This window comes from Kordiimonas sp. (assembly GCF_048264555.1).
In the GTDB taxonomy this organism is placed as follows: Bacteria; Pseudomonadota; Alphaproteobacteria; order Sphingomonadales; family Kordiimonadaceae; genus Kordiimonas.
Genome location: NZ_JBLXCX010000001.1, coordinates 387,776 through 408,128, shown reverse-complemented (window position 1 = coordinate 408,128; position 20,353 = coordinate 387,776). Strand labels below are relative to the sequence as shown.

General features: G+C 55.4%; 21 protein-coding genes and 1 pseudogene. 5 read left to right on the top strand and 17 right to left on the bottom strand.

From position 1 onward, the window contains the following. The first annotated feature begins 104 nt into the window (after positions 1–104). The gene (trxA, locus tag ACN0XZ_RS01980; protein ID WP_417456031.1) at positions 105–422 is read left to right on the top strand and encodes a thioredoxin; all 318 of its coding nucleotides are present in this window, start codon (positions 105–107) and stop codon (positions 420–422) included. Positions 423–496: 74 nt separating this feature from the next. Here trxA and ACN0XZ_RS01975 read toward each other — a convergent pair whose 3' ends face one another. The 16 genes from ACN0XZ_RS01975 to ACN0XZ_RS01900 all read right to left on the bottom strand — a co-directional run bounded on the left by ACN0XZ_RS01975 (position 497) and on the right by ACN0XZ_RS01900 (position 16,805). Further along, positions 497–1,816, bottom strand: coding sequence for a bifunctional folylpolyglutamate synthase/dihydrofolate synthase (locus tag ACN0XZ_RS01975; protein WP_417456030.1), 1,320 nt, complete (start codon positions 1,814–1,816; stop codon positions 497–499). 34 nt (positions 1,817–1,850) lie between these two features. After that, positions 1,851–2,723: an acetyl-CoA carboxylase, carboxyltransferase subunit beta gene (gene accD, locus ACN0XZ_RS01970; RefSeq protein WP_417456029.1), complete on the bottom strand. Its 873-nt coding sequence runs from the start codon at positions 2,721–2,723 to the stop codon at positions 1,851–1,853. 27 nt (positions 2,724–2,750) lie between these two features. Beyond that, positions 2,751–3,575, bottom strand: a complete 825-nt coding sequence (trpA, locus tag ACN0XZ_RS01965) for a tryptophan synthase subunit alpha (protein WP_417456028.1) — start codon at positions 3,573–3,575, stop codon at positions 2,751–2,753. Between the two features lie 15 nt (positions 3,576–3,590). After that, positions 3,591–4,799, bottom strand: a complete 1,209-nt coding sequence (gene trpB, locus ACN0XZ_RS01960) for a tryptophan synthase subunit beta (protein ID WP_417456027.1) — start codon at positions 4,797–4,799, stop codon at positions 3,591–3,593. 54 nt (positions 4,800–4,853) lie between these two features. After that, a complete protein-coding gene (locus ACN0XZ_RS01955; RefSeq protein ID WP_417456026.1) occupies positions 4,854–5,498 on the bottom strand; it encodes a phosphoribosylanthranilate isomerase in 645 nt (214 codons plus the stop codon). Positions 5,499–5,506: 8 nt separating this feature from the next. After that, entirely contained in the window at positions 5,507–6,430 is a 924-nt protein-coding gene (locus ACN0XZ_RS01950) for an NINE protein (RefSeq protein WP_417456025.1), read from the bottom strand. A 41-nt stretch (positions 6,431–6,471) separates the two neighbouring features. Continuing rightward, positions 6,472–7,305, bottom strand: coding sequence for a crotonase/enoyl-CoA hydratase family protein (locus tag ACN0XZ_RS01945; RefSeq protein WP_417456024.1), 834 nt, complete (start codon positions 7,303–7,305; stop codon positions 6,472–6,474). Between the two features lie 78 nt (positions 7,306–7,383). Next, on the bottom strand, positions 7,384–8,787 hold the full coding sequence (locus tag ACN0XZ_RS01940; protein WP_417456023.1) for a hypothetical protein: 1,404 nt from the start codon (positions 8,785–8,787) through the stop codon (positions 7,384–7,386). 74 nt (positions 8,788–8,861) lie between these two features. Next, complete coding sequence (locus ACN0XZ_RS01935) at positions 8,862–9,503, bottom strand: B3/4 domain-containing protein (protein WP_417456022.1); 642 nt, start codon at positions 9,501–9,503, stop codon at positions 8,862–8,864. A gap of 57 nt (positions 9,504–9,560) precedes the next feature. After that, positions 9,561–10,076 carry a demethoxyubiquinone hydroxylase family protein gene (locus ACN0XZ_RS01930; protein WP_417456021.1) on the bottom strand — a complete coding sequence of 172 codons (516 nt, stop codon included), beginning with the start codon at positions 10,074–10,076 and terminating at the stop codon, positions 9,561–9,563. A gap of 93 nt (positions 10,077–10,169) precedes the next feature. Continuing rightward, positions 10,170–10,406, bottom strand: a complete 237-nt coding sequence (locus ACN0XZ_RS01925; RefSeq protein ID WP_417456020.1) for a helix-turn-helix transcriptional regulator — start codon at positions 10,404–10,406, stop codon at positions 10,170–10,172. Position 10,407: 1 nt separating this feature from the next. Continuing rightward, positions 10,408–10,833: a hypothetical protein gene (locus ACN0XZ_RS01920; RefSeq protein WP_417456019.1), complete on the bottom strand. Its 426-nt coding sequence runs from the start codon at positions 10,831–10,833 to the stop codon at positions 10,408–10,410. Between the two features lie 213 nt (positions 10,834–11,046). After that, a complete protein-coding gene (locus ACN0XZ_RS01915) occupies positions 11,047–13,266 on the bottom strand; it encodes a 3-hydroxyacyl-CoA dehydrogenase NAD-binding domain-containing protein (RefSeq protein WP_417456018.1) in 2,220 nt (739 codons plus the stop codon). A gap of 21 nt (positions 13,267–13,287) precedes the next feature. Continuing rightward, a complete protein-coding gene (locus tag ACN0XZ_RS01910; protein WP_417456017.1) occupies positions 13,288–14,493 on the bottom strand; it encodes an acetyl-CoA C-acetyltransferase in 1,206 nt (401 codons plus the stop codon). 18 nt (positions 14,494–14,511) lie between these two features. Further along, entirely contained in the window at positions 14,512–16,305 is a 1,794-nt protein-coding gene (locus ACN0XZ_RS01905; RefSeq protein ID WP_417456016.1) for an acyl-CoA dehydrogenase C-terminal domain-containing protein, read from the bottom strand. A 47-nt stretch (positions 16,306–16,352) separates the two neighbouring features. After that, complete coding sequence (locus tag ACN0XZ_RS01900) at positions 16,353–16,805, bottom strand: MerR family transcriptional regulator (protein WP_417456015.1); 453 nt, start codon at positions 16,803–16,805, stop codon at positions 16,353–16,355. Positions 16,806–16,993: 188 nt separating this feature from the next. On the opposite strand from ACN0XZ_RS01900, the pseudogene ACN0XZ_RS01895 reads away from it, so the two are divergent. The 4 genes and pseudogenes from ACN0XZ_RS01895 to ACN0XZ_RS01880 form a co-directional block, all read left to right on the top strand. Next, positions 16,994–17,290, top strand: a pseudogene (locus ACN0XZ_RS01895) (Mpo1-like protein); the annotation flags it as partial. A 115-nt stretch (positions 17,291–17,405) separates the two neighbouring features. Further along, positions 17,406–18,236, top strand: a complete 831-nt coding sequence (locus ACN0XZ_RS01890; RefSeq protein WP_417456014.1) for a hypothetical protein — start codon at positions 17,406–17,408, stop codon at positions 18,234–18,236. Positions 18,237–18,372: 136 nt separating this feature from the next. After that, complete coding sequence (locus ACN0XZ_RS01885; RefSeq protein WP_417456013.1) at positions 18,373–19,314, top strand: sulfite exporter TauE/SafE family protein; 942 nt, start codon at positions 18,373–18,375, stop codon at positions 19,312–19,314. Continuing rightward, positions 19,314–20,075 (top strand): TIGR02186 family protein, encoded by a 762-nt coding sequence (locus ACN0XZ_RS01880; RefSeq protein WP_417456012.1) that lies wholly within the window; start codon positions 19,314–19,316, stop codon positions 20,073–20,075. The genes ACN0XZ_RS01885 and ACN0XZ_RS01880 overlap by 1 nt, the downstream gene beginning before the upstream one ends. 25 nt (positions 20,076–20,100) lie before the next feature. On the opposite strand, the gene tusA is transcribed toward ACN0XZ_RS01880, so the two are convergent. After that, on the bottom strand, positions 20,101–20,349 hold the full coding sequence (tusA, locus tag ACN0XZ_RS01875; RefSeq protein ID WP_417456011.1) for a sulfurtransferase TusA: 249 nt from the start codon (positions 20,347–20,349) through the stop codon (positions 20,101–20,103). Positions 20,350–20,353: the final 4 nt, after the last annotated feature.

Sequence of the window (20,353 nt, the reverse complement as noted above, 5' to 3'; positions counted from 1 at the left end):
AGCGGCTTCCTACTTTACGAACTGTGACGAGAGAATAGGCCCTCCTGATGTGGGCCCCGCACTGGCCGAGGCGCCGGGCGGCCAGCAAAGAAAGTAATATTGAGATGGCAACCATCACCGTAACGGATGAAAATTTCGAAGCTGAAGTCCTTAAGGCAGGCAAGCCGGTTCTGTTGGATTTCTGGGCGCCATGGTGTGGCCCCTGTAAGATGATTGGCCCGGTTCTTGAGCAAATCTCCGGTGAGCGTGACGATATCATCATCGCGAAGATGGATATTGATGAGAACCCGGAAACACCAACCCAGTTTGGTGTGCGTTCAATTCCAACCCTGCTGATCTTCAAGGACGGCGAACCCGTGGCCACCAAAATGGGTGCACAGCCACGTGCGCAGCTCGAAGCCTGGATCAACGGTTCGGTTTAATACTGAAACTGTAGGGTCGAAGTTTAAAAGGCGTCCGTTTGGGCGCCTTTTCATTTGTGCGAGCCAGGCCAGCTCTAGTTTGGGTATAACCCCGTTTCTCGTAGCACATTGCCCGCGAGGTATAGTGAGCCCGCGATAAGCACGAAGGGTGGGCGCTCGGGGTGCGCTTTTTCAGCCACCATTCTGAGGGCCGAGGCAACATCTTTTGCGATGACACCGTTGATGCCTGCATCTGTTGCGGCGGCAGCAAGGAAGCCGGGTTCAGCCGGGTCTTCGTCACAGTCGATCGGGACGGCGATCACACGGTTTACCACACCTGAAAGGGGCTTCAGGTACCCTTTGGCATCCTTGCGGTTCAGCATACCGAGGATGAGGGTGACAGAGCGTTCAACCGGGTCCACCTCCGATAGGAAGCTGCGCACCACATGGCCTGCCGCCGGGTTATGGCCCCCGTCAAGATACAGGTTCGCCCCTTCGGGCAGCAGCTTGTTGAGCGGCGTGCCTGTCAGTTCCTGCAGCCGCGCGGGCCAACGTACCCAGCCGAGCCCTGCACGGATCGCAGCGTCCGGTATGCTCACGGCCGTCTGCATGCGGGCAAGGGCAATCGCAATGCCTGCGTTTGTGACCTGATGCTCGCCTGTCAGGCTGGGGAGCGGCAGGTCAAGCTCGGTCAGCCTGTCCTGATAGCGGAAACTTGTGCTATCAGGGTTGAGGGCCGCATACCAGTCTTCATCAAAGACAGCTGGACTTACGCCGAGCTTTGAGGCTCTTGAGCGTATAACACCCATGGCTTCCCCCATTTGCGGGCCCACCACAGCGGGGCAGCCTGCTTTCAGAATACCTGCTTTCTCGAACGCTATCTCTTCAAGCGTTGAGCCAAGGAACTGCTCATGGTCAATGCTCACGGGTGTGATGCCAACGGCGGCGGGCTTGTCGATCACATTGGTGGCGTCAAGCCGTCCACCCAGGCCAACTTCCAGAATGCACAGGTCTGCCGGGGTGCGCGCGAAGGCGAGGAAAGCGGCGGCGGTTGTCACTTCAAAAAAGGTGATGTCATCGCCTGCGTTTACGCGCTCACACTCTTCCAGAATGGCCGTGAACTCATCCTCTGCGATGATCTGGCCTGCTACGCGAATACGTTCCGCAAACCGTACAAGGTGGGGGGAAGTGTAAACATGCACCCGGTGGCCCGCGGCTTCCGCAATCGCCCGCAGGGTTGCGACAGTCGAGCCCTTACCGTTCGTGCCGGCCACATGGATCACGGGCGGTAATTTCAGGTGTGGATTGTCCAGCTTTTCAAGGAGGCGATACAGCCGGTCGAGCGACAGATCGATCTCAACCGGATGAAGTTTTTTAAGGCGCGCGAGCACCTTGTCACTGGCCGTGGTGTCCATGGGGCTGCCTCGCGCGCAAAAGGGTTCTGAAAGCTTATTCCGCCGCTTTCCTGCGGTGGCTGCCGCTCATCAGCATAGCGAGCATGGTGCCAAGCTTCTCCGCCATTTCATGACGGTGGCAGACAATATCAACCATGCCATGTTCTTGCAGATACTCAGCTGTCTGGAACCGATCAGGCAACTTTTCGCGGATTGTCTGCTCAATCACACGCTGGCCCGCAAAACCAATCATCGCACCTGGCTCGGAAATATGAATATCGCCAAGCATTGCATAGCTCGCCGAAACACCGCCCGTGGTTGGGTCTGTTAGTACCACCAGATATGGGAGGCCTGCATCGCGTAGCATCTGGATGGCCACGGTTGTGCGCGGCATCTGCATCAGCGACAGGATACCCTCCTGCATGCGGGCGCCGCCGGAAGCTGTCATCATGACCATAGGGGCTTTGATTTTAAGCGCGTGGCGCGCGCCTGCAATAATGCCTTCACCTACAGCCATGCCCATGGAACCACCCATGAAGAAGAAGTTCTGCACGGCAACAACAGTGTTCACGCCACCAATTTTACCCACAGCGACCTTGATTGCGTCTTCATCGCCGGTGTTGTTGCGCGCGGCCTTGAGGCGGTCCGTATATTTTTTGGTGTCGCGGAACTTGAGCGGGTCCTGATTAACGGCGGGCAGGTCAAGCAGTTCATAGCTCTGGTTGTCAAACAGCGCGTCGAAACGGTCCTTGGGCGGCACACGATCATGATGATCACAGTGGGCGCAAACATACTGGTTGGCGATAAATTCCTTCTGGAAGATCATCTGCCCGCAGCTTTTGCACTTGTGCCAAAGGTTATCCGGCGTTTCTTTTGGATTCAGGACTTTCCTGAGTTTCGGTTTGACATAATTGGTGAGCCAGCTCATGCGCCTCAACCCCTTCTGTTGTCGTGCTTATTTTCGTACCGACCGCACGCCATCGGCGAGGGTTTTTACGAAATCGAGCACTTCTTTGCTCATGCCTTCTTTAGGCATATGATCTTTATCAAGACCGTTTTCAATCAGCGAAACGATTGCTGATCCTACAACGGCCCCATCGGCAACAGCCCCAACGTCTGCTGCCTGCTCGGGCGTGCGGATACCGAATCCTACGGCAACTGGCAAGTCTGTATGCGCTTTTATGCGCCCAACAGCCGTGCCGATGTCATCTGCTGTGGCGGATTTCCCGCCTGTCACACCCGCAACCGCTACATAATAGACGAAACCGCTCGCGCCATCCAGCACTGTGGGCAGGCGAGCATCGTCCGATGTTGGCGTGGCAAGGCGGATGACGTCTATTCCTGCGGCATTTGCAGGCAGGCGAAGCTCTTCATCTTCCTCCGGCGGCAGGTCAACAATAATCAGGCCGTCAACGCCCGCGGCGGCGGCATCTAGCGTGAAACGGTCAATGCCATAAGCGTAGATCGGGTTGAAATAGCCCATGAGGACGATAGGCGTTTCATCATTTCCCGCGCGAAACCGACGTACCATTTCAAGCGTGTTGTTCATGGAGCCGCCAGATTTGAGCGCGCGCTGTGCCGCCCGGTCAATTGCCGGGCCATCGGCGGATGGGTCCGTGAACGGCATGCCAAGTTCGATAATATCGGCGCCTGCACCGGGCAAGCCGCATACAATCTCAAGCGAGGTATCAAAATCGGGGTCGTTCGCGGTGACGAAGGTGACAAAAGCTGCGCGATTTTCCGCAGCCAATTTTTCGAAACAGGACTTCAATCTGCTCATAACATTTATCCTGCTCTAGATTTCTGCGCCAAGCGCGTCAGCAACGGTGAAGATATCTTTGTCGCCGCGACCGGACATATTCATCACGCAGATATGGTCCTTGGGCAGTGTTGGCGCCATACGAATAACGTGGGCAAGCGCGTGGCTCGACTCCAGCGCCGGGATTATGCCTTCGGTGCGGCAACACATCTGGAAGGCATCAAGCGCTTCTTTGTCTGTCGCGGAAACATAAGTTACCCGCTTTTGTTCATGCAGCCACACATGCTCCGGTCCAATGCCGGGGTAATCAAGCCCAGCTGAGATAGAATGAGCTTCGGTTATCTGCCCATCAGCATTTTGCAGAAGATAGGTGCGGTTACCGTGCAGCACACCAGGGGCACCGCCCGCAATGGAAGCCGCGTGTTTGTCGGTATCGACGCCGTGACCGGCAGCCTCAACCGCAAAAATATCAATATCAGGGTCATCAAGGAACGGGTGGAACAAACCAATAGCGTTTGAGCCGCCGCCCACACAAGCCACGAGGCTATCAGGCAGGCGACCTTCCGCCGCCATGATCTGCTCGCGTGTTTCGCGGCCAATGATGGATTGGAAATCCCGCACCATCATGGGGTAAGGGTGTGGCCCAGCTACTGTGCCGATGATGTAGAATGTGTCGTGTACATTGGTTACCCAGTCCCGAAGGGCGTCGTTCATCGCATCCTTCAGGGTGGCGGAGCCGGACGTGACGGGTTTTACCTCCGCGCCCAGAAGTTTCATGCGGAAGACGTTGGGCTTCTGCCGCTCGATGTCCACAGCACCCATGAAAACGGTACACTTGAGGCCAAATCGCGCCGCCACAGTTGCTGTGGCAACACCGTGCTGGCCCGCGCCTGTTTCGGCAATCACGCGGGTTTTGCCCATGCGTTTCGCAAGCAATACCTGACCGATGGCGTGGTTGATCTTGTGCGCGCCGGTGTGGTTCAGCTCTTCCCGTTTGAAGTATACCTTGGCGCCGCCAAGCTCTTCGGTGAAACGTTCAGCAAAATAAAGCGGGCTGGGCCTGCCGATATAAACCCGGTTCAGCTCATCAAGTTCCCGCAAATAGTCCGGGTCTTTGATAGCGCTTCGGTAGGCCGCCTCAACTTCATGCACAAGCGGCATCAGCGTTTCGGATACATATCTGCCGCCAAATTTGCCGAAATGGCCCTTCTCATCGGGACCGGTGCGATAACTGTTAAGAGCCATAAGAATTACCTAACACTCAATAAAACGCTGGGGACTGCCTCTATACGAGCCACCTTACCTAACGGCTTTTGCGGCGCGAAGGAAGGCCTCAATTTTCTCGCCCGACTTTTGACCGGGTGCACTTTCGACGCCGGAGGAAACATCAACTGCATGGGCATTACTTTCCGCAATGGCGCGCGGCAGGTTCTCTGCCGTCAATCCACCTGCCAATAGCCAAGGGTAGGGCAGCTTTTCGCCGGCCAGTATATGCCATGGGAAACTTATGGCGTTCCCACCTGGCAGGGCTGCGCCCTTCGGTGGTTTGGCGTCAAAGAGAATAGCGTCCACGTGCGGCGCAAACAGATCTGCTTGCTTGAGGTCTTCTCTCGTGCTGACCCCCAGGGCCTTGATGACGGATACACCAAGGCGTGCTTTCAGTAGCTGTGCTTCATGTGGGTATTCGTCCCCGTGCAGTTGCACCCAGTCCAGGTCAAGGGCGTCAACGGCCGCCTCAATGAAATTATGCTCCGCGTTGACGAACACGCCGACCCGTTCCCCTCGCTTCGGCAGGTGAGGCCTCAGTTTTGCGGCAGCCTCCAGCGTCAGGTGGCGCGGGGAGCGCTCAAAAAACACAAAGCCGAGCCAGCGCGCGCCGTAGAAGGCTGCGAGGTTGGCATGCTCGGCGGTGGTTAGGCCGCAGATTTTGGTCGAGATTGTCACGGTGTGTTTCAATCATTCAGCGGTGGGTCTGGACGCCAAGCCCGAATAGGGCGACCGCGGCTGTCTGCCATGGAGCCGAACAAAATAAGCAGCAGGTCGAGTACCCAGCCGATGGCGAAAAGGCCCCCGGTCAGGGCGTAAAGGGTGCCGGTTATCCATCGGCCCACATAAAAGCGGTGAACACCAAACCAGCCCAGCAAAAGACATAGCAGCAGCGCCACTAGCCGGCTTTTGGGGGAGCGGTAGGCGCGCAGCATATCGCTTTGTGTGCGGTAACCAGACGCGGGCGATGTGCTGGCGGCTGCGGCTGATGTTGCCCTCCCAACAGGGTTGGAATCTCGCTCAGGCGATAGCTGTTCTGCAATGCCATGGGCGATTTTTTGCGCCATTGCTTCCTGCATGGCCATCAGGTCGTCGCCCGCGAAGTTGAACCTTTCAGACCATACTGTGGCGGCCGTGCGGTCAACCAGCTCAACGGCGATGCGGTAGCGGTCATCCTGTATTCTGATGCTGCCTTCCAGCACATAAGGTGTGCCGAGGTCACGCGCGATCTGGTGTGGTGCAGTGCTGCTTGCGGCCAGTGAGCGGGTGCTGCGTTTGGCAGGCGTGGCGAAACCAAGGGCCTGAAGGTCTGTGATCAAATCTTCCATCAAGCCATCGGCAAAATGATCGGGCACGGTGCCGAGTTCGCCGAAGGGTAAAACAGCGATGGCGACCTTGCCGCCATACTCCGGTGACGGGGCTGCCGCGTCATAGGCGCCTGCGCTTGAGACGGTGATCGCGCCGTCCCCCACCGAATTTTTGGCCGCAGCACGGCGAAGCACGATGTTACGGGCGTGGGTGATGATAAACATGGTGAGCGCTGAAAGCGTGCCGATACCGCCGAGTAAATCAGCGTTCGCTTCAATCCATGCAATGGCCTGGTCTATCATGCCCCATGTGTCCTTCGGTCAGGCCCAGGGCAACGGGTGCCTCAGGCCGGGTCATCACTTTCAAGCAGGTTTGCAAAAGTTGTTTCCTGCCGTGTCAGCGCCGCTGTGGCCGCTTTCATCAGGTCTTCCCCAAGAAGCATGCCGCTGTTCCATGTGGCCACATAGTCCAGCCCGTCAGCGATACTGTGATCCCTTGCATGATTGAGTACCGCTTTTGTACCCACAACCGCAAGAGGACTTTTGCTCGCAATAGCGCGGGCGATCTCGAAGGCTGCCTCAAGCGTGGCTTCCTTGGTCGAATGAATATGGTTGATAAAGCCTAGGGACTTGGCTTCATCGGTCATCATCTTGCGGCCCGTGTAAGCGAGTTCCTTGAGGATACCGAGGGGCAACAGGTACGGCGCGCGCTGCAGCGTGCCAAGGTCGGCCACGATCGCCACGTTAATCTCCTGCACAGAGAACCATGCATCCTCAGACGCGACCCGGATGTCAGCAGCGGCGATGAGGTCGATGCCGCCACCAACACACGCGCCGTGGATGGCGGCAATCACAGGCACCCGGCATGTGTCGATGGCGCTGAAACTATCCTGCAGCCACAGAATGTGGCGGCGAAGTTTGTCGCGAACACGGGCAGGGTCACCCTCTGCGGCACCGAGAACGCTTCCACTCTCCTTGAGGTCAAGCCCAGCGGTGAAATGTTTGCCGTTGCCGGACAGCACAACCGCACGCACGTCAGGGTTGGCATCAAGCGCTTTGAAGGCTTTCCCTATTTCCGAGAAAAAGGTGCCGTTCATGGCATTCAGCTTTTCAGGCCGGTTCATCGCGACATACGCAATGTGATCTTTGATGGTTACCTCAAGCGTTTCATAGGTCATATGCGGCTCCTTCCCGTCCCGTACGTTGTAGTGATATTGGGCGGATCGGGGCGAGGGCCAGTAATTGAGCGAAAGATGTTACCGGTAACGGGTCACCAGGTCCTTGAGCGTGCCTGACCGGTCCATGTCCTTCCCGATCTTGCCACTTGCGAACCAGTTTTTGATAAACTTTCGGGCGTCTTTATCGGTGACCGTAGCGTCAAGAAACTCGGCAGCGGATGCCATATCAACATACCCGGCGCTGAGCTCTCGCCGCATCTCCGCAATCAGGTTGGTGAACGCCTCTTCGCCCATCAGTTGGTAGAGAACTATAAAGGCAAGCGCACTTATGGTGCCGCTTTCGTCATCATAGCCCTCAATGATATAGTCGGTGAGCGCAACTTTCCCCATGGCCGGGTCGTTTGACAGCAGTGTCTTGCTGGTCGCGAACAGGGTATCCGTGAAAGCCGCCACATTGGGCTGCCCTTCTATGATGGCGTCCATCACCCGGTCGAAACCTTCAGCCCAGTGCCCGGCCCTGCCTTCAGGGTTCATCCGCCACATATTGAAGAGCGCACCCTTAAGTTCGGCCATATTAATCGGTGCGCTATCGTGGGTGAAATAGGCACCCTGACTATCGGGTGTGCTGTAGCTTGAAGGCAGCGTTGCAACTGTCATACGTATGCCACTCGCTGGTGCCCCCAACTGTTCTTCAAGAGCGGTGACGGCATCTTTCACCTGCTGGTTTATGGCTATATCCGCCGCGGGCAATAAAGCAAGCGTGACCGGCCCAATAGCGCTCGTGCTGTAGGGGCCTATTGCCAAAGCCATTAGACCAGTTGGGCGGCTGCTTTTCAGTTCCAGCTTGGTGATGTCACCGCTGGTGGTTTTTTGTGCGATGGCGAGGTTGCCCACAACTGTATTGCTGCCCGGCACATCAAGAAAAGCTACCTGATGAAACGGCTTGCGGTTCCATGCGGCGCTAATTGCAGCCATGTCTGGTTTCGCGAAAACGGGGTAGGCAAAGCCCTCAGCGCGAATCATCGTGAAATCAGGGTGCAGTTGGTCTGGCACCCCTTCAACGCCGTAGGCGGAGAGATCTTTCAGGTAGCCTTTGTAGTGAATGACAATCTCGGCCCGGCCCTTGTTTTTTTTGAGCGGTTTGGGAAGGGTGATGGTGGCCGTGCGCAGCATAAGCCCGCTTGAGCCTGTCATGGTAGTGTTCTTTTCGCGTACATTCAGCGGCTTGTTACCAGCCCCAACCACCTTGAGGATCTGTAAGCCCGGGTTGAGCAGGATATGGACCTTGCTGATCGGTTCTTCTGTGTTGGCGCGGAAGCTTACCTGATAGGCACCGACCATCTGCCCGTCTTCAGGTTTTTGCGCGAGGTGAAGGCGCGCGACAAGCGTAGCATTCAGAAGCTCAACATCATCTGTTTGAGTAGCGTAGGTGGTGGTTGAAGCAAAAAGCAGGACCAAGCAGAAAGATAACAACCGTAGCATCCATATCCCCCCGAGCTGGATGTGTAATAGTGTAACATTGTATAACGAGGGTGCGAGCGTGGGGTCAAGTTGTCTTAATGCGCAGGGGCGCAAAAACCGGTGATCAATGTGTCGGCAATTTCGGCGGCAGCTTCCACATGAGCGATATCGATATTGAGCCCATAGAGCACAAACGCAATTCGGGTGGTGGTCTCGTCAACATTGGTGCGCGCACTGTCGGAGAAGGGGGTGCCAAACGGTCCTTCACTGTCATGCATGACCGGTAGGCCTTCAAGGTTGATGCTGCCGCGCCCGATGCCCGCGTATTCCTCGCCCGCTTCGCCGATGGTCAGGCGCACATCGCCTTTGATCTTTTCGGCGTCATAGACCCCAACGGGAATACCTGTCATCAGGGAGACAAGATTGCCGCTGTCCACCACGTTATTGACGAGATAGAGCCCTTTACCCGCGATGACCCGCCGGGTTAGCGCTTCAGATGACGGGCGGTACCGGCTCGGGTCTTTGCCGCAAACCTTGAAAGCTGCACGCACGTCCGCAATCACCGGGTCGGTGGATGCCGCTTCGCCCATCAGCTCCTCAAGCCTTAACTCGGCCCCGCTTTGCATGGCGCTTTTTAGCCCATCGTCGCTTGGCCTGACACCCACGGTAAAGTCCAGCATTCCTACATGTACGGCGAAACCGAGATCCTGAAATTGGGGGTCAATTGTGAAAGCCAAAACGCATCTCCTTGTGCCCCAGCTTACCCCACTCGTGGGCGAGGGCAAGGGCATAGCCTAAAGGCGGTGGGATAGCCAGATGGCGAAATTGGTGGTTGCCCCGATAAAACTTTCTAACAACCCGTCTATCACCCGCGGCTTGCCTCGTCGGTTAACAGCTTCGTCCCTGTGAGCCGCTTCGTCAGCGATGATAGTGAGTACAGCGGCGTGGAGAGCGGGGTCGTGTCGCTCAGTCCAATCTAGTTGTTCTTCAAGGTGAGTGAACACGTTACGTTCAACGGCTATGGTGCAGGTCCAGATACCTTTCTCGCCAAAGAGAGCGGTAAAAAAACCGAGTGCAAAACCACCAAGTGCCCAAAGCCAAGGCGCATGGCAGGTTCGGCCGTTGCGCATGTGTATAAGATCGTCAAAGGTGGTAAAATGTTCCTCCTCATGGGCCTTCATGTGCTTAAGTGCGTTTACACATTTCCACCCGAAAAAGCGCGCGACCACAACTTGCGCAGCGTAAATCTGCATGGCGCCATACTCGCCCGCATGATTGACTTTCAGAATGGTTTCGGAGGACTGAGGCATAAATTAAACCATGTTGTGGAAATTGATAGGGACGCTAGCAAAAAGACTGCCGGATGGCAGCCTTTTTGTATCGGATATCTCATATGTGGCGAGCTATTCGTCCGATTCAGGCACGTCATCCACATATTCAAATACCTCTTCAAGCGGTTTGTTGAGCGCGCGGGCGATCTGAAAGGCAGCCTCGAGAGAGGGCGAATAGCGCTCCTGCTCAATGGCAATAATGGTTTGCCGGGTCATGCCGATCTCTTTTGCGAGTGCGGCTTGCGTCATCTCCCCCGCCATGAACCTGAGCGTGCGAATGTTATTTTTGATTTTGGTTGCCTTCGCCATTTTATGCGCCTTTGCGGTACAGATATAGCCGCATGGAGAAGGTGATGAGCGTACCAATGACCATCGTGCCCAAAATCGTGTGGGCGAGCACAAATGCGCTGTATTCAAACATAACAAGCACAAGCAGGGCAAAAAGCCCGCAGGCCTGGATATAGCTACCCACTCGCTCCGATTTCATGTCGATCAAGCTATCGCGTTCATCGAATTCGAGCTCTTCTGCCTCCTTGTGGCTGAAGATAGCGGTCAGGACCATTGCTGCGATCATCAGCACGATGTGAATTCCGAACATGACCCACATCGTGGGGCCGAACTGGCTGACGGCGGTCTCGCCTGCTGCTGCGCGGCTGAAAGCGTCGGTAAAGTACCAGCCGTAAACCACAATGGTGGTGACTAGTACGCCGATATATGATTTCTCATTGAAGCCCATTTTCTATCTCCTGATTGCCCGTGATCCTCGCTGTCGGTCTCGGGTCTGATTGTCGCGAGTGATGTAAAGATTAATGTTCTTTGTGTCTGAAATTCTTTACATTGATAGATGTATGCGTGAGCAGACATAATGTCAATAATATTTTACTATGCGGGACAAAAAAAGGGCCGCCGGATGGCAGCCCTTTTCGGTATATCTACATGATGGGGTTGTCTAGGCAGCCTTGGCAGGGATGCGCCCGCGTGTGTCGCCTTTGGTGTAGAAGGTTTCGCCCTTCTCAGCCATGTCCCGCAGAAGCTTGGGCGGTGTGAACCGTGCACCATAGGCTTGTGCCAGGCGGTCTGCTGCCAGGACAAACTCATCCACACCCATGGTGTCGATAAAGCTGAACGGTCCGCCGGTGAACGGTGCAAAACCCCAACCGAAGATGGCACCAATGTCGCCTGACGCAGTGTCCCTCAGGACACCTTCCTCAAAGCAGCGCGCGCACTCCACGGCCATGCGAACCATCAGGCGGGATTTTACTTCCTCCACGCTTGGTTGTTCGTCTGCGAGCGGGAAGTGTTCAGCAAGGCCCGGCCAAAGGTGTTTTGGGCTGCCATCTTCAGGGTACACATAGGCGCCCTTGCCGTTTTTGCGGCCAAAACGCTCCAGCTCAACCACCATCTTTTCAACAAAGCCGTCGGCGGGGCTTGGCACATATTTGTCGCCAAGTGCCTTTTTGGTTGCCATGCCTACTTTATAGGAAAGGTCGACCGCCACTTCGTCACCCACGGCAAGCGGGCCTACCGGCATGCCTGCCATTTTACCGGCGTTTTCAATAAGGGCAGGGTTGATGCCCTCTTTCACCATGGCGTAGCCTTCTTGCACATAGGTGCCAAAACACCGGCTGGTGTAGAAGCCGCGGCTATCGTTTACGACAATCGGTGTTTTCTTGATCTGGCTTACATAATCAAGCGCGAGCGCAAGCGTTGCGTCATCGGTCTTCTCGCCCATGATGATCTCAACAAGTGGCATTTTGTCCACCGGTGAGAAGAAGTGAATACCGATAAACTGATGCGGGCGCGTGAAGTTTTTGGCGAGGCCCGTGATCGGAAGCGTTGAGGTGTTGGAGGCAAATACCACGTCCTTGCCAATCACTGCTTCAGTCTTCTCCGTCACGTCCTTCTTGATGTCTTCCGCTTCAAACACCGCTTCGATGATCAGGTCGCAATCCTTCAGGTCATCATAGCTGTCTGTTGGTGTGATGAGGTCGAGGAGGGCGTCGCCCTTCTCTTGGCTAACCTTGCCGCGCTCAACACCTTTTTTGACCAAGTTGCGGCTATAGTCTTTGCCTTTTTCAGCGGCGGCCATGTCGCGGTCGAGAAGCACAACTTCCATACCCGCTTTGGCAGAGACATAAGCCACACCCGCACCCATAAGACCAGCGCCCAGCATGCCAAGACGCTTGACGGTTTTGCGTTCAAAACCCGCAGGGCGAAGCGAACCTTTTTCAACAGCCTGTTTGTTGATGAACAGGCTGCGGATCATGTTGCCAGCCACAGGCCCTGCAAGCAGCTTCATGAAATATTTGCTCTCGATGCGGATAGCCGTATCGAAATCAACGATGCCACCTTCATAAAGGCACGAGAGGATCGCCTGAACAGCAGGGTAGTTGTGCTGTGTCTGTTTTTGCGCCATGGCGTTGGCACCGATGAAGGTTTGAACAGCCGCTGGGTTCATGGCACCAGCACCACCCGGATATTTGAAGCCCTTTTTATCCCATGGCGCGAGCGCACTTGGTGACTTTTTCACCCAGGCTTTGGCTTTTTCAACCACATCGGCAGTTGGCGCCATCTCGTTCGCGATACCAAGGCCAAGGGCTATCTGGCCGTTGTATGGCTTGCCGGTGGTGATGGCTTGTGCAGCAGCCTGAATGCCCACAATGCGTGGCAGGCGCTGTGTGCCACCAGCACCCGGTAGAAGGCCAACCATAACCTCAGGAAAGCCAAGTTGCATTTTCGGGGTGTCTGAAATCACGCGGTAGTGACACGCGAGCACAAGCTCAAACCCACCACCAAGTGCAAGGCCATTAACAGCCGCCGCAAAAGGTTTGGTGCCTTGAAGCGCCAGTTCTTTCCGGGGTTTGTCACCGGTTTCGATCTTGCGGAGGATCTTGTTCAGACGGAAGGCGCTCTCAAAGGCTTCCTCAGGCGTTGCGTCCCCACCAGACTGGCTGCCCAGCATGTTGAGGTCAGCGCCCGCAAGGAAAGCTTCCTTGCCGGAGGTGATCACAGCACCCTTGATGTTTTCATCAGCCAGCACTTTATCAACGCAAGCGTCAAGGTCTTCAATAAGCTGTGCGTTAAAGACGTTCATGCCGGTGTTTGGCAGGTCGATGGTCAGAAGCGCGATGCCGTCGGCGTCAACCTCAAAACGAATGGTCTCGGTCATTATATCTCTCCCTCTCGCTTCTTATACGCGTTCGATGATGGTGGCAGTGCCCATGCCTGCACCGATGCACAGCGTGGCCAGGGCTGTTGACTTGCCAGAACGCTCAAGCTCGTCCAGCACCGTACCGAGGATCATGGCACCAGTGGCGCCAAGCGGGTGACCCATGGCGATAGCGCCGCCGTTCACGTTGATGTCTGAATGGTCGATATCAAGCGCCTGCATGAAACGAAGCACGACAGAGGCGAAGGCCTCGTTCAGCTCCCACACGTCGATGTCTGACTTGCTCATGCCCGCACGCTTGAGCGCTTTCTCTGCTGCAAAAGAGGGGCCTGTGAGCATGATGGTTGGCTCAGAGCCCACCGACGCCATTGAGCGAATGCGTGCCCGTGGTGTGAGGCCAAATTTTTCACCCATCTCTTTAGTGCCAACCAGCACAGCCGCAGCACCGTCCACAATGCCGGACGAGTTGCCCGCATGGTGCACGTGGTTGATGCGCTCAACCTCGGGGTATTTCTGGATGGCAACATTATCGAAGCCAAACTCACCCATTTGAATAAAGGATGGTTTCAAAGCGCCAAGGGACTGCATGGTGGTTTCGGGCCGCATGAACTCGTCATGGTCCAGCACATTCATGCCAACTACGTCTTTCACCGGCACGATCGATTTGGAGAAACGCTTGTCATCCCACGCGGCTTTTGCCCGCTTCTGGCTTTCAACCGCATACGCATCCACGTCATCCCGGCTGAAGCCGTATTTGGTGGCGATCAGGTCGGCGGATACGCCTTGCGGCACAAAATAGCTGTCGAACGCAACGGATGGGTCCGATGGCCACGCACCGCCGTCTGACCCCATAGGGATACGGCTCATGCTTTCAACACCACCACCGATGGCCATGTCTGCCTCGCCTGACATCACTTTGGCTGCGGCGATGTTCACGGCTTCAAGGCCAGAAGCACAAAAGCGGTTTACCTGAAAGCCCGCTGTGGTTTCTGCGTAGCCGGCATTGATGGCTGCAACGCGGGCGATGTTGGCGCCTTGTTCACCCACGGGGGACACACAGCCAAGCACAACATCGTCTACATTCTCGGTGTCTACGTCATTGCGGTCACGAACGGCCTGCAAAACCTGCGTTGCCAACTGTATCGGGGTAATTTCATGCAGGCTGCCGTCCGCCCGGCCACGGCCGCGAGGAGTTCTGACAGCATCATAAATATAAGCTTCGGTCATTTTGAATTCCCTTTTGAATTAGAAGTTGGCTGCGTCTAGCGCCATCACTTCGTCTGCGCCCGCTTCCAGCTCCGCAAGCATGGCTTTGATCTCCGGCATGCGGCGTTTTACGTAGTAGCGACCTGTGATTAGTTTGTTCTCGTAGAAACTAGGGTCGGATGTACCGGCGTCCAGTGCGTCGGCTGCAACTTTTGCCATTTGTGTCCACATCAGGCCAAGAAGCACATGACCAAAGAGGTGCATATATGGGGTTGAGCCCGCGCCTGCGTTATCCGGATTTTGCATGCCGTTCTGCATCAGCCACATGGTGGCGGTTTGCAGGTCCTTGAGGCCGGAGCCGAGCGCATCAGTGAACGGACGTAGGCGATCATCGCCCTTGGCATTTTCGCGGATTTCCCCGGCGTATTTGAAGAAGGCCTGAATGCCGCGGCCACCGTTGGCGCCAAGCTTACGGCCCACGAGGTCAAGCGCCTGAATGCCGTTTGCACCCTCATAGATTTGAGTGATGCGGGCATCACGTACAAACTGTTCCATGCCGTGTTCTGCGATATAGCCGTGGCCACCAAAAACTTGCTGGCTGGAAACGCAATATTCAAAGCCGCGGTCCGTGAACACACCCTTGATGATAGGCGTTAGCAGGCTGACCATATCGTCGGCCCACTGGCGTTCCTCCTCGGTTTCCGCGTTGTGGGAGAGGTCCACCAGCACACCACACCAAAGGGACGCGGCGCGTGACGCCTCGTTGAATGCTCTTGCGTTCATCAGCATGCGGCGCACGTCAGGGTGCACGATAATCGGGTCAGCGGGGCCGTCCGGGTTTTTTGGCCCAGCGATTGAGCGGCCTTGCAGCCGGTCACGCGCATAATCGGCCGCGTTTTGGTACGCGACTTCCGAGTTGCCGAGGCCCTGCATGCCCACACCGATGCGCGCCGCATTCATCATAATGAACATAGAGCGCAGGCCCTTATGGGCTTCGCCAATCAGGTAACCGGTGGCACCGTCATAATTGAGAACGCAGGTGGAGTTGCCGTGGATACCCATTTTTTCTTCAATGGATGCGGTGTTCACATTATTGAACTCACCAACGCTGCCATCGTCGTTCACCTTGTATTTAGGGACAATGAACAGGGAGATGCCTTTCACCCCTTTTGGTGCATCGGGCAGGCGCGCGAGCACGAGGTGAATGATGTTTTCCGCCAGGTCGTGGTCACCGGCTGAGATGAAGATTTTGGTGCCTGAGATTTTGTAGCTGCCATCGTCTTGAGGTTCGGCTTTGGTGCGCAGCATGCCAAGGTCGGTACCGCAATGTGGTTCCGTCAGGTTCATGGTGCCGGTCCAGCTGCCTTCAACCATCTTGGGTAGATACTTCTGTTTCTGTTCGTCCGTACCATCAATTGAGATAGCCGCCATCGCGCCCGCAGAAAGACCAGGGTACATGGCAAACGCATGGTTTGATGAGATCATCATCTCCTCAAAACAGAAACCAAGAACGTGTGGCAATCCTTGCCCGCCATAATCTGGATGCTGGGTCAACCCGGCCCAGCCACCTTCAACATATTTGGCATAGGCTTCCTTGAAACCCTTGGGCGTGGTGACGCTGCCATCATCATGGCGGGTGCAGCCCTCGCGGTCCCCAGAATAGTTGAGCGGCTGAAGTTCGTTTTCACAGAACTTGGCGCCTTCTTCCAAAATGGCAGAGATGAGGTCAGGGCTTACCTCGGAATAACCCGGCAGGTTATGATACTGACCGATGTTCAGAACCTCATTGAGCACAAAGCTCATGTCTTTTACGGGAGCGCGATAGGTTGGCATTTTGATACCTCAACTATGTCTGATTACGTTTGTAGGGGATTTGGATGTCATTTTTGGGGTGCGTAGTGGCTTAAGGGCTCGCCGGTGTCCCGCCTGAGCCAGCGGCCGGTTTTTTTGCACCGAACAAGGTTTGCGATCAGCGAACAGAAGTCGTGCAGTTCATCGATTGTGGCGTTGATGTCGTCACGCTGTTCTTCAAGAGCGCGAATGCGTTCGCGGCATTTGTCGACAGTGACGGAGCGCTGGGTTTCTCGGCCATCGCCCAGATCGTAAAGATCGAGCATTTCGCCAATCTCCTGCAAGGAGAAGCCAACGCGTTTGCCACGCAGTATCCACGCGAGGCGCACACGGTCGTGCGCATGATAAATTCGGTTCTGGCCCTGGCGCTCAGGTGTGAGTAAACCCTGGTCCTCATAGTGCCTGAGCGTGCGCGGCGTAACGCCAAAATCGCACGCCAGTTCCTTGATGGAATAAGTGACGGTCATTTCTTCCGCTTGCATCGTACCCTTCCCATTAATGCGCCTCATTATTTAGTTGACGTTTACGTTAACGTCAACAGGTGCGCGGATGATATTTGCTAGATCACTGGTTTCGCACTATATTTTCTGGACGAGCCAGTATGGTTTTAGGCGCTATGCCGTGGGGAGACGGCCGAAATCGAGGCGACTCGAACGAGAGGGAGGATAAAATGGCACCAAAATTTGAGAGTTTCCGGGAGTTTTTCCCTTATTATCTGGCCGAACATTCAGACCCGGTTTGCCGGGGGCTGCACTATGCAGGCACCATGTTGGCGACCGCTGTTTTCATCTACGCGCTCTATAGCCAGACGTGGTGGCTGCTGCTTGTCTATCCCGTTATTGGGTATGGCTTTGCATGGGCAGGGCACTTTATTTTTGAGAAAAACAAGCCCGCGACCTTTGACTATGCCTGGTGGTCGCTTCTCGGGGACTATAAGATGTTGTCGCTGTGGTTGACGGGACGGCTCGCGCCAGCCATGGAAGATGCGCTGGCAAAGTTTGGTCGCCGCAACAGCAAAGGTGTTTCTGGCGCAGCCTGATGCTATAAAGCGGTGAAATCATCGAGGCTATCCATTACCAGTCATGAGTAGCAATACCTCACCGCAGCGCGGACCAGAATTTAGTAATCAGGCCAAGAGGCGCTCAAGAATTCTTTTCTCCAGAAAAGATGATTGGGAGCCTCATATTCGCGCCCGGCTTAAAAAGTTTGACGCGGACTTTGCCGATTTTTCTGACTCTTTTCTCCCTTTCAACGATTATGACGGGGTGCTTCCCCTCACATTGGATGCCGCCGCTCATTTGCGGTCTTTGATGCAGCAGGGCCACCAAGTTCGTTGCCTGCTGCCAAGGGAAGAAACAATCTCTTTGTGCAACGACAAAGTCGCCTTTAATCGGTTCCTCTTGGCGGGTGGATTTGGAGCACATGTGCCGGATCTTGGGGCAGGTGTGTGTTTTCCTTATGTGCTAAAACGGCCTATTGATGAGTGGGGCCAGTCAACTGTATTGATACAAGACGTTGAAGATGAAGAAAAATATTCAGCGTCTCTAAAACCTGAAGCGCATTTCAAACAGGCCTATATTCGAGGCAATAGGGAATATGCCTGTCATCTGCTGGTTGTCGGTGGTCGCATCACTTTTGCACGAACCATTGAGTTCGGGTTTTCAAAAGATCATTTCGTTTTTGGTAAATGGGCCGAACCCGACACACTCAAGGAAATCAACCACAGTCACTTCTACCCGCTCTTCAGCGCGATACTTGAGCAGCTTGGATATCAGGGCTTTTGCTGCTTTGACTATAAACTGGACGCGGAAGGGCAGCCTAAGATATTTGAGCTAAATCCGAGGGTGGGGGGATCGCTTCGGCATTTTATCAATAATGCTCTGAACGCTTATCTGATGGGCATCAAGACCTAGAGTTCAGCCTAGCCCAACAGCGCAACACTAAGCCCACAATTCTGGGGATAAGGCGGCTATCTGTTTGCATTCAGCCGCCACTTTAGGTAGGACAGAGTTATAAACCAATTGCTGTCCTTTTGGGATCAGTCCACATATGCCTCTATACCTACCCATCGCCGAACTTTCGATGAATATATTCCTCGTCATTGGCATGGGTGCGATTGTCGGTTTTCTATCCGGTGTTTTTGGTGTAGGCGGCGGGTTTCTGATGACCCCCCTTTTGATTTTCGCAGGCGTGCCCCCGGCAGTTGCTGTGGCGACCCAGTCCAACCAGATTACAGCGGCCTCCGTCTCCGGTGCGCTCGCGCATTGGCGGCGTCAGGGTGTTGATGTAAAAATGGGGCTGGTGCTGATTGTAGGCGGTGCCGTAGGCGCCTACTTTGGCGCGCAGGTTTTCACCTATCTGCGCTCCCTCGGGCAGGTCGATCTGATGATTTCCCTTGCCTATGTGGTGTTCCTCGGCTCCGTGGGGGGCTTGATGCTGTGGGAAAGCTTGCGGGCTATATTGCGCCAGCGCCGCGGGTATGTGCCGCCTCGCAAGCCGCGCGAGGAAAGGCACAAAGCCTGGATTCATGCCCTGCCGTTCAAGATGCGGTTTCGTAAATCGCATCTCTACATCTCTGCTCTCTTGCCGCTCACGATCGGCATGTTCGTTGGGCTTTTGTCCGCCATCATGGGCGTGGGCGGCGGCTTTGTAATGGTGCCAGCGATGATATATATCCTCGGCATGCGCACCAATGTGGTGATCGGGACATCGCTATTTCAGATCATTTTTGTGACCGCGCTGACCACCATCTTCCATTCGGTGAATACGCAAACGGTGGATATCTTCCTTGCTATCCTGCTCCTCCCCGGCGCCGTGATCGGCGCACAGATTGGTGCCTGGATCGGGCTTAAGCTGAAGGCTGAACAGTTGCGGGCGCTCCTGGGGCTTATGGTGCTGCTGGTGTGCATGAAGATGGGGCTGGGGCTGGTTGTTGAACCGAGCGAGCTTTATAGCGTGACTGACGCGGCGGATCTGGGGGAGAAGCACTGATGCGGCATTTCCTCACCATAGTGCTGCTAACCGTCGCATGCCTCACCATAGCCACACCGTCGCAGGCAATCGTGACCGACCTGTCGAACAAGCGTATTGAAATCCGCTATAGCTTTGATGGTGCTGACCTGATCCTTTTTGGTGCGGTAGGGGCCACGGCGATCAACACGCTCTATGATAAATACGACGTGGTGATTGTGGTGCGTGGCCCTGAAACCCCCACGATCGTGAGGCGCAAGGAACGGGTCGGCGGTATTTGGGTGAACGCCGACAATATCCGTTTCCCGGCTGCGCCTGGGTATTATGCAGTTGCTGCCACCCGGCCTCTTGAGGAGATCGCGAGCCCGATTGCTTTTGCAAGTTACGGTATCGGCTTTAAAAATCTGCCGTTGGTGGCGGATAGCGGGCGGGGCCTGATGCGCCCGCCGCCCGAGTTTCGCGATGCGCTATTTCGGCTGAGGTCGGGGGAGGGCCTTTACCGGCAAGAGATCGACCCGGTCAGCATTGTTGATGAAGGTCTGTTCCGCACAGATGTGCACTTGCCGGCAAATGTACCTATTGGTGAATTTCTGGTTGAGACTTTTGTGTTCCAGAAAGGCAGTATGAAAGCGCGCCACCGGATCAGCCTTCATGTTGACAAGGAAGGTTTTGAACGTGCGGCCTATAGCTTCGCGCATGAGATGCCATTCCTGTACGGCCTGACAGCAGTTTTTGTTGCGCTGGGTGCAGGGTGGCTTGCGGGAATAATGGGCCGAAAGTAGGCAATGAACCACCACTGAATATCGCCTAGGCTTGGCCCTTGCGAATCTCATAGTAAAACTTCCCATCCTTGGAATGCGCCATGAGAAGCGTATGGCCCGCCATTGAGCAAAAGGCGGGCATGTCATGCATGGATGCGGGGTCAGATGCGATTACAAGAAGTGTTTGGCCCACCTCAAGTTCATCAAGCTTGCGCCGCGCACGCAATACCGGCATCGGGCACGCGAGGCCCGTGGCGTCCAGCGTCGCGTCAAACTCGTGTTCTGAAGGTTCCATTACG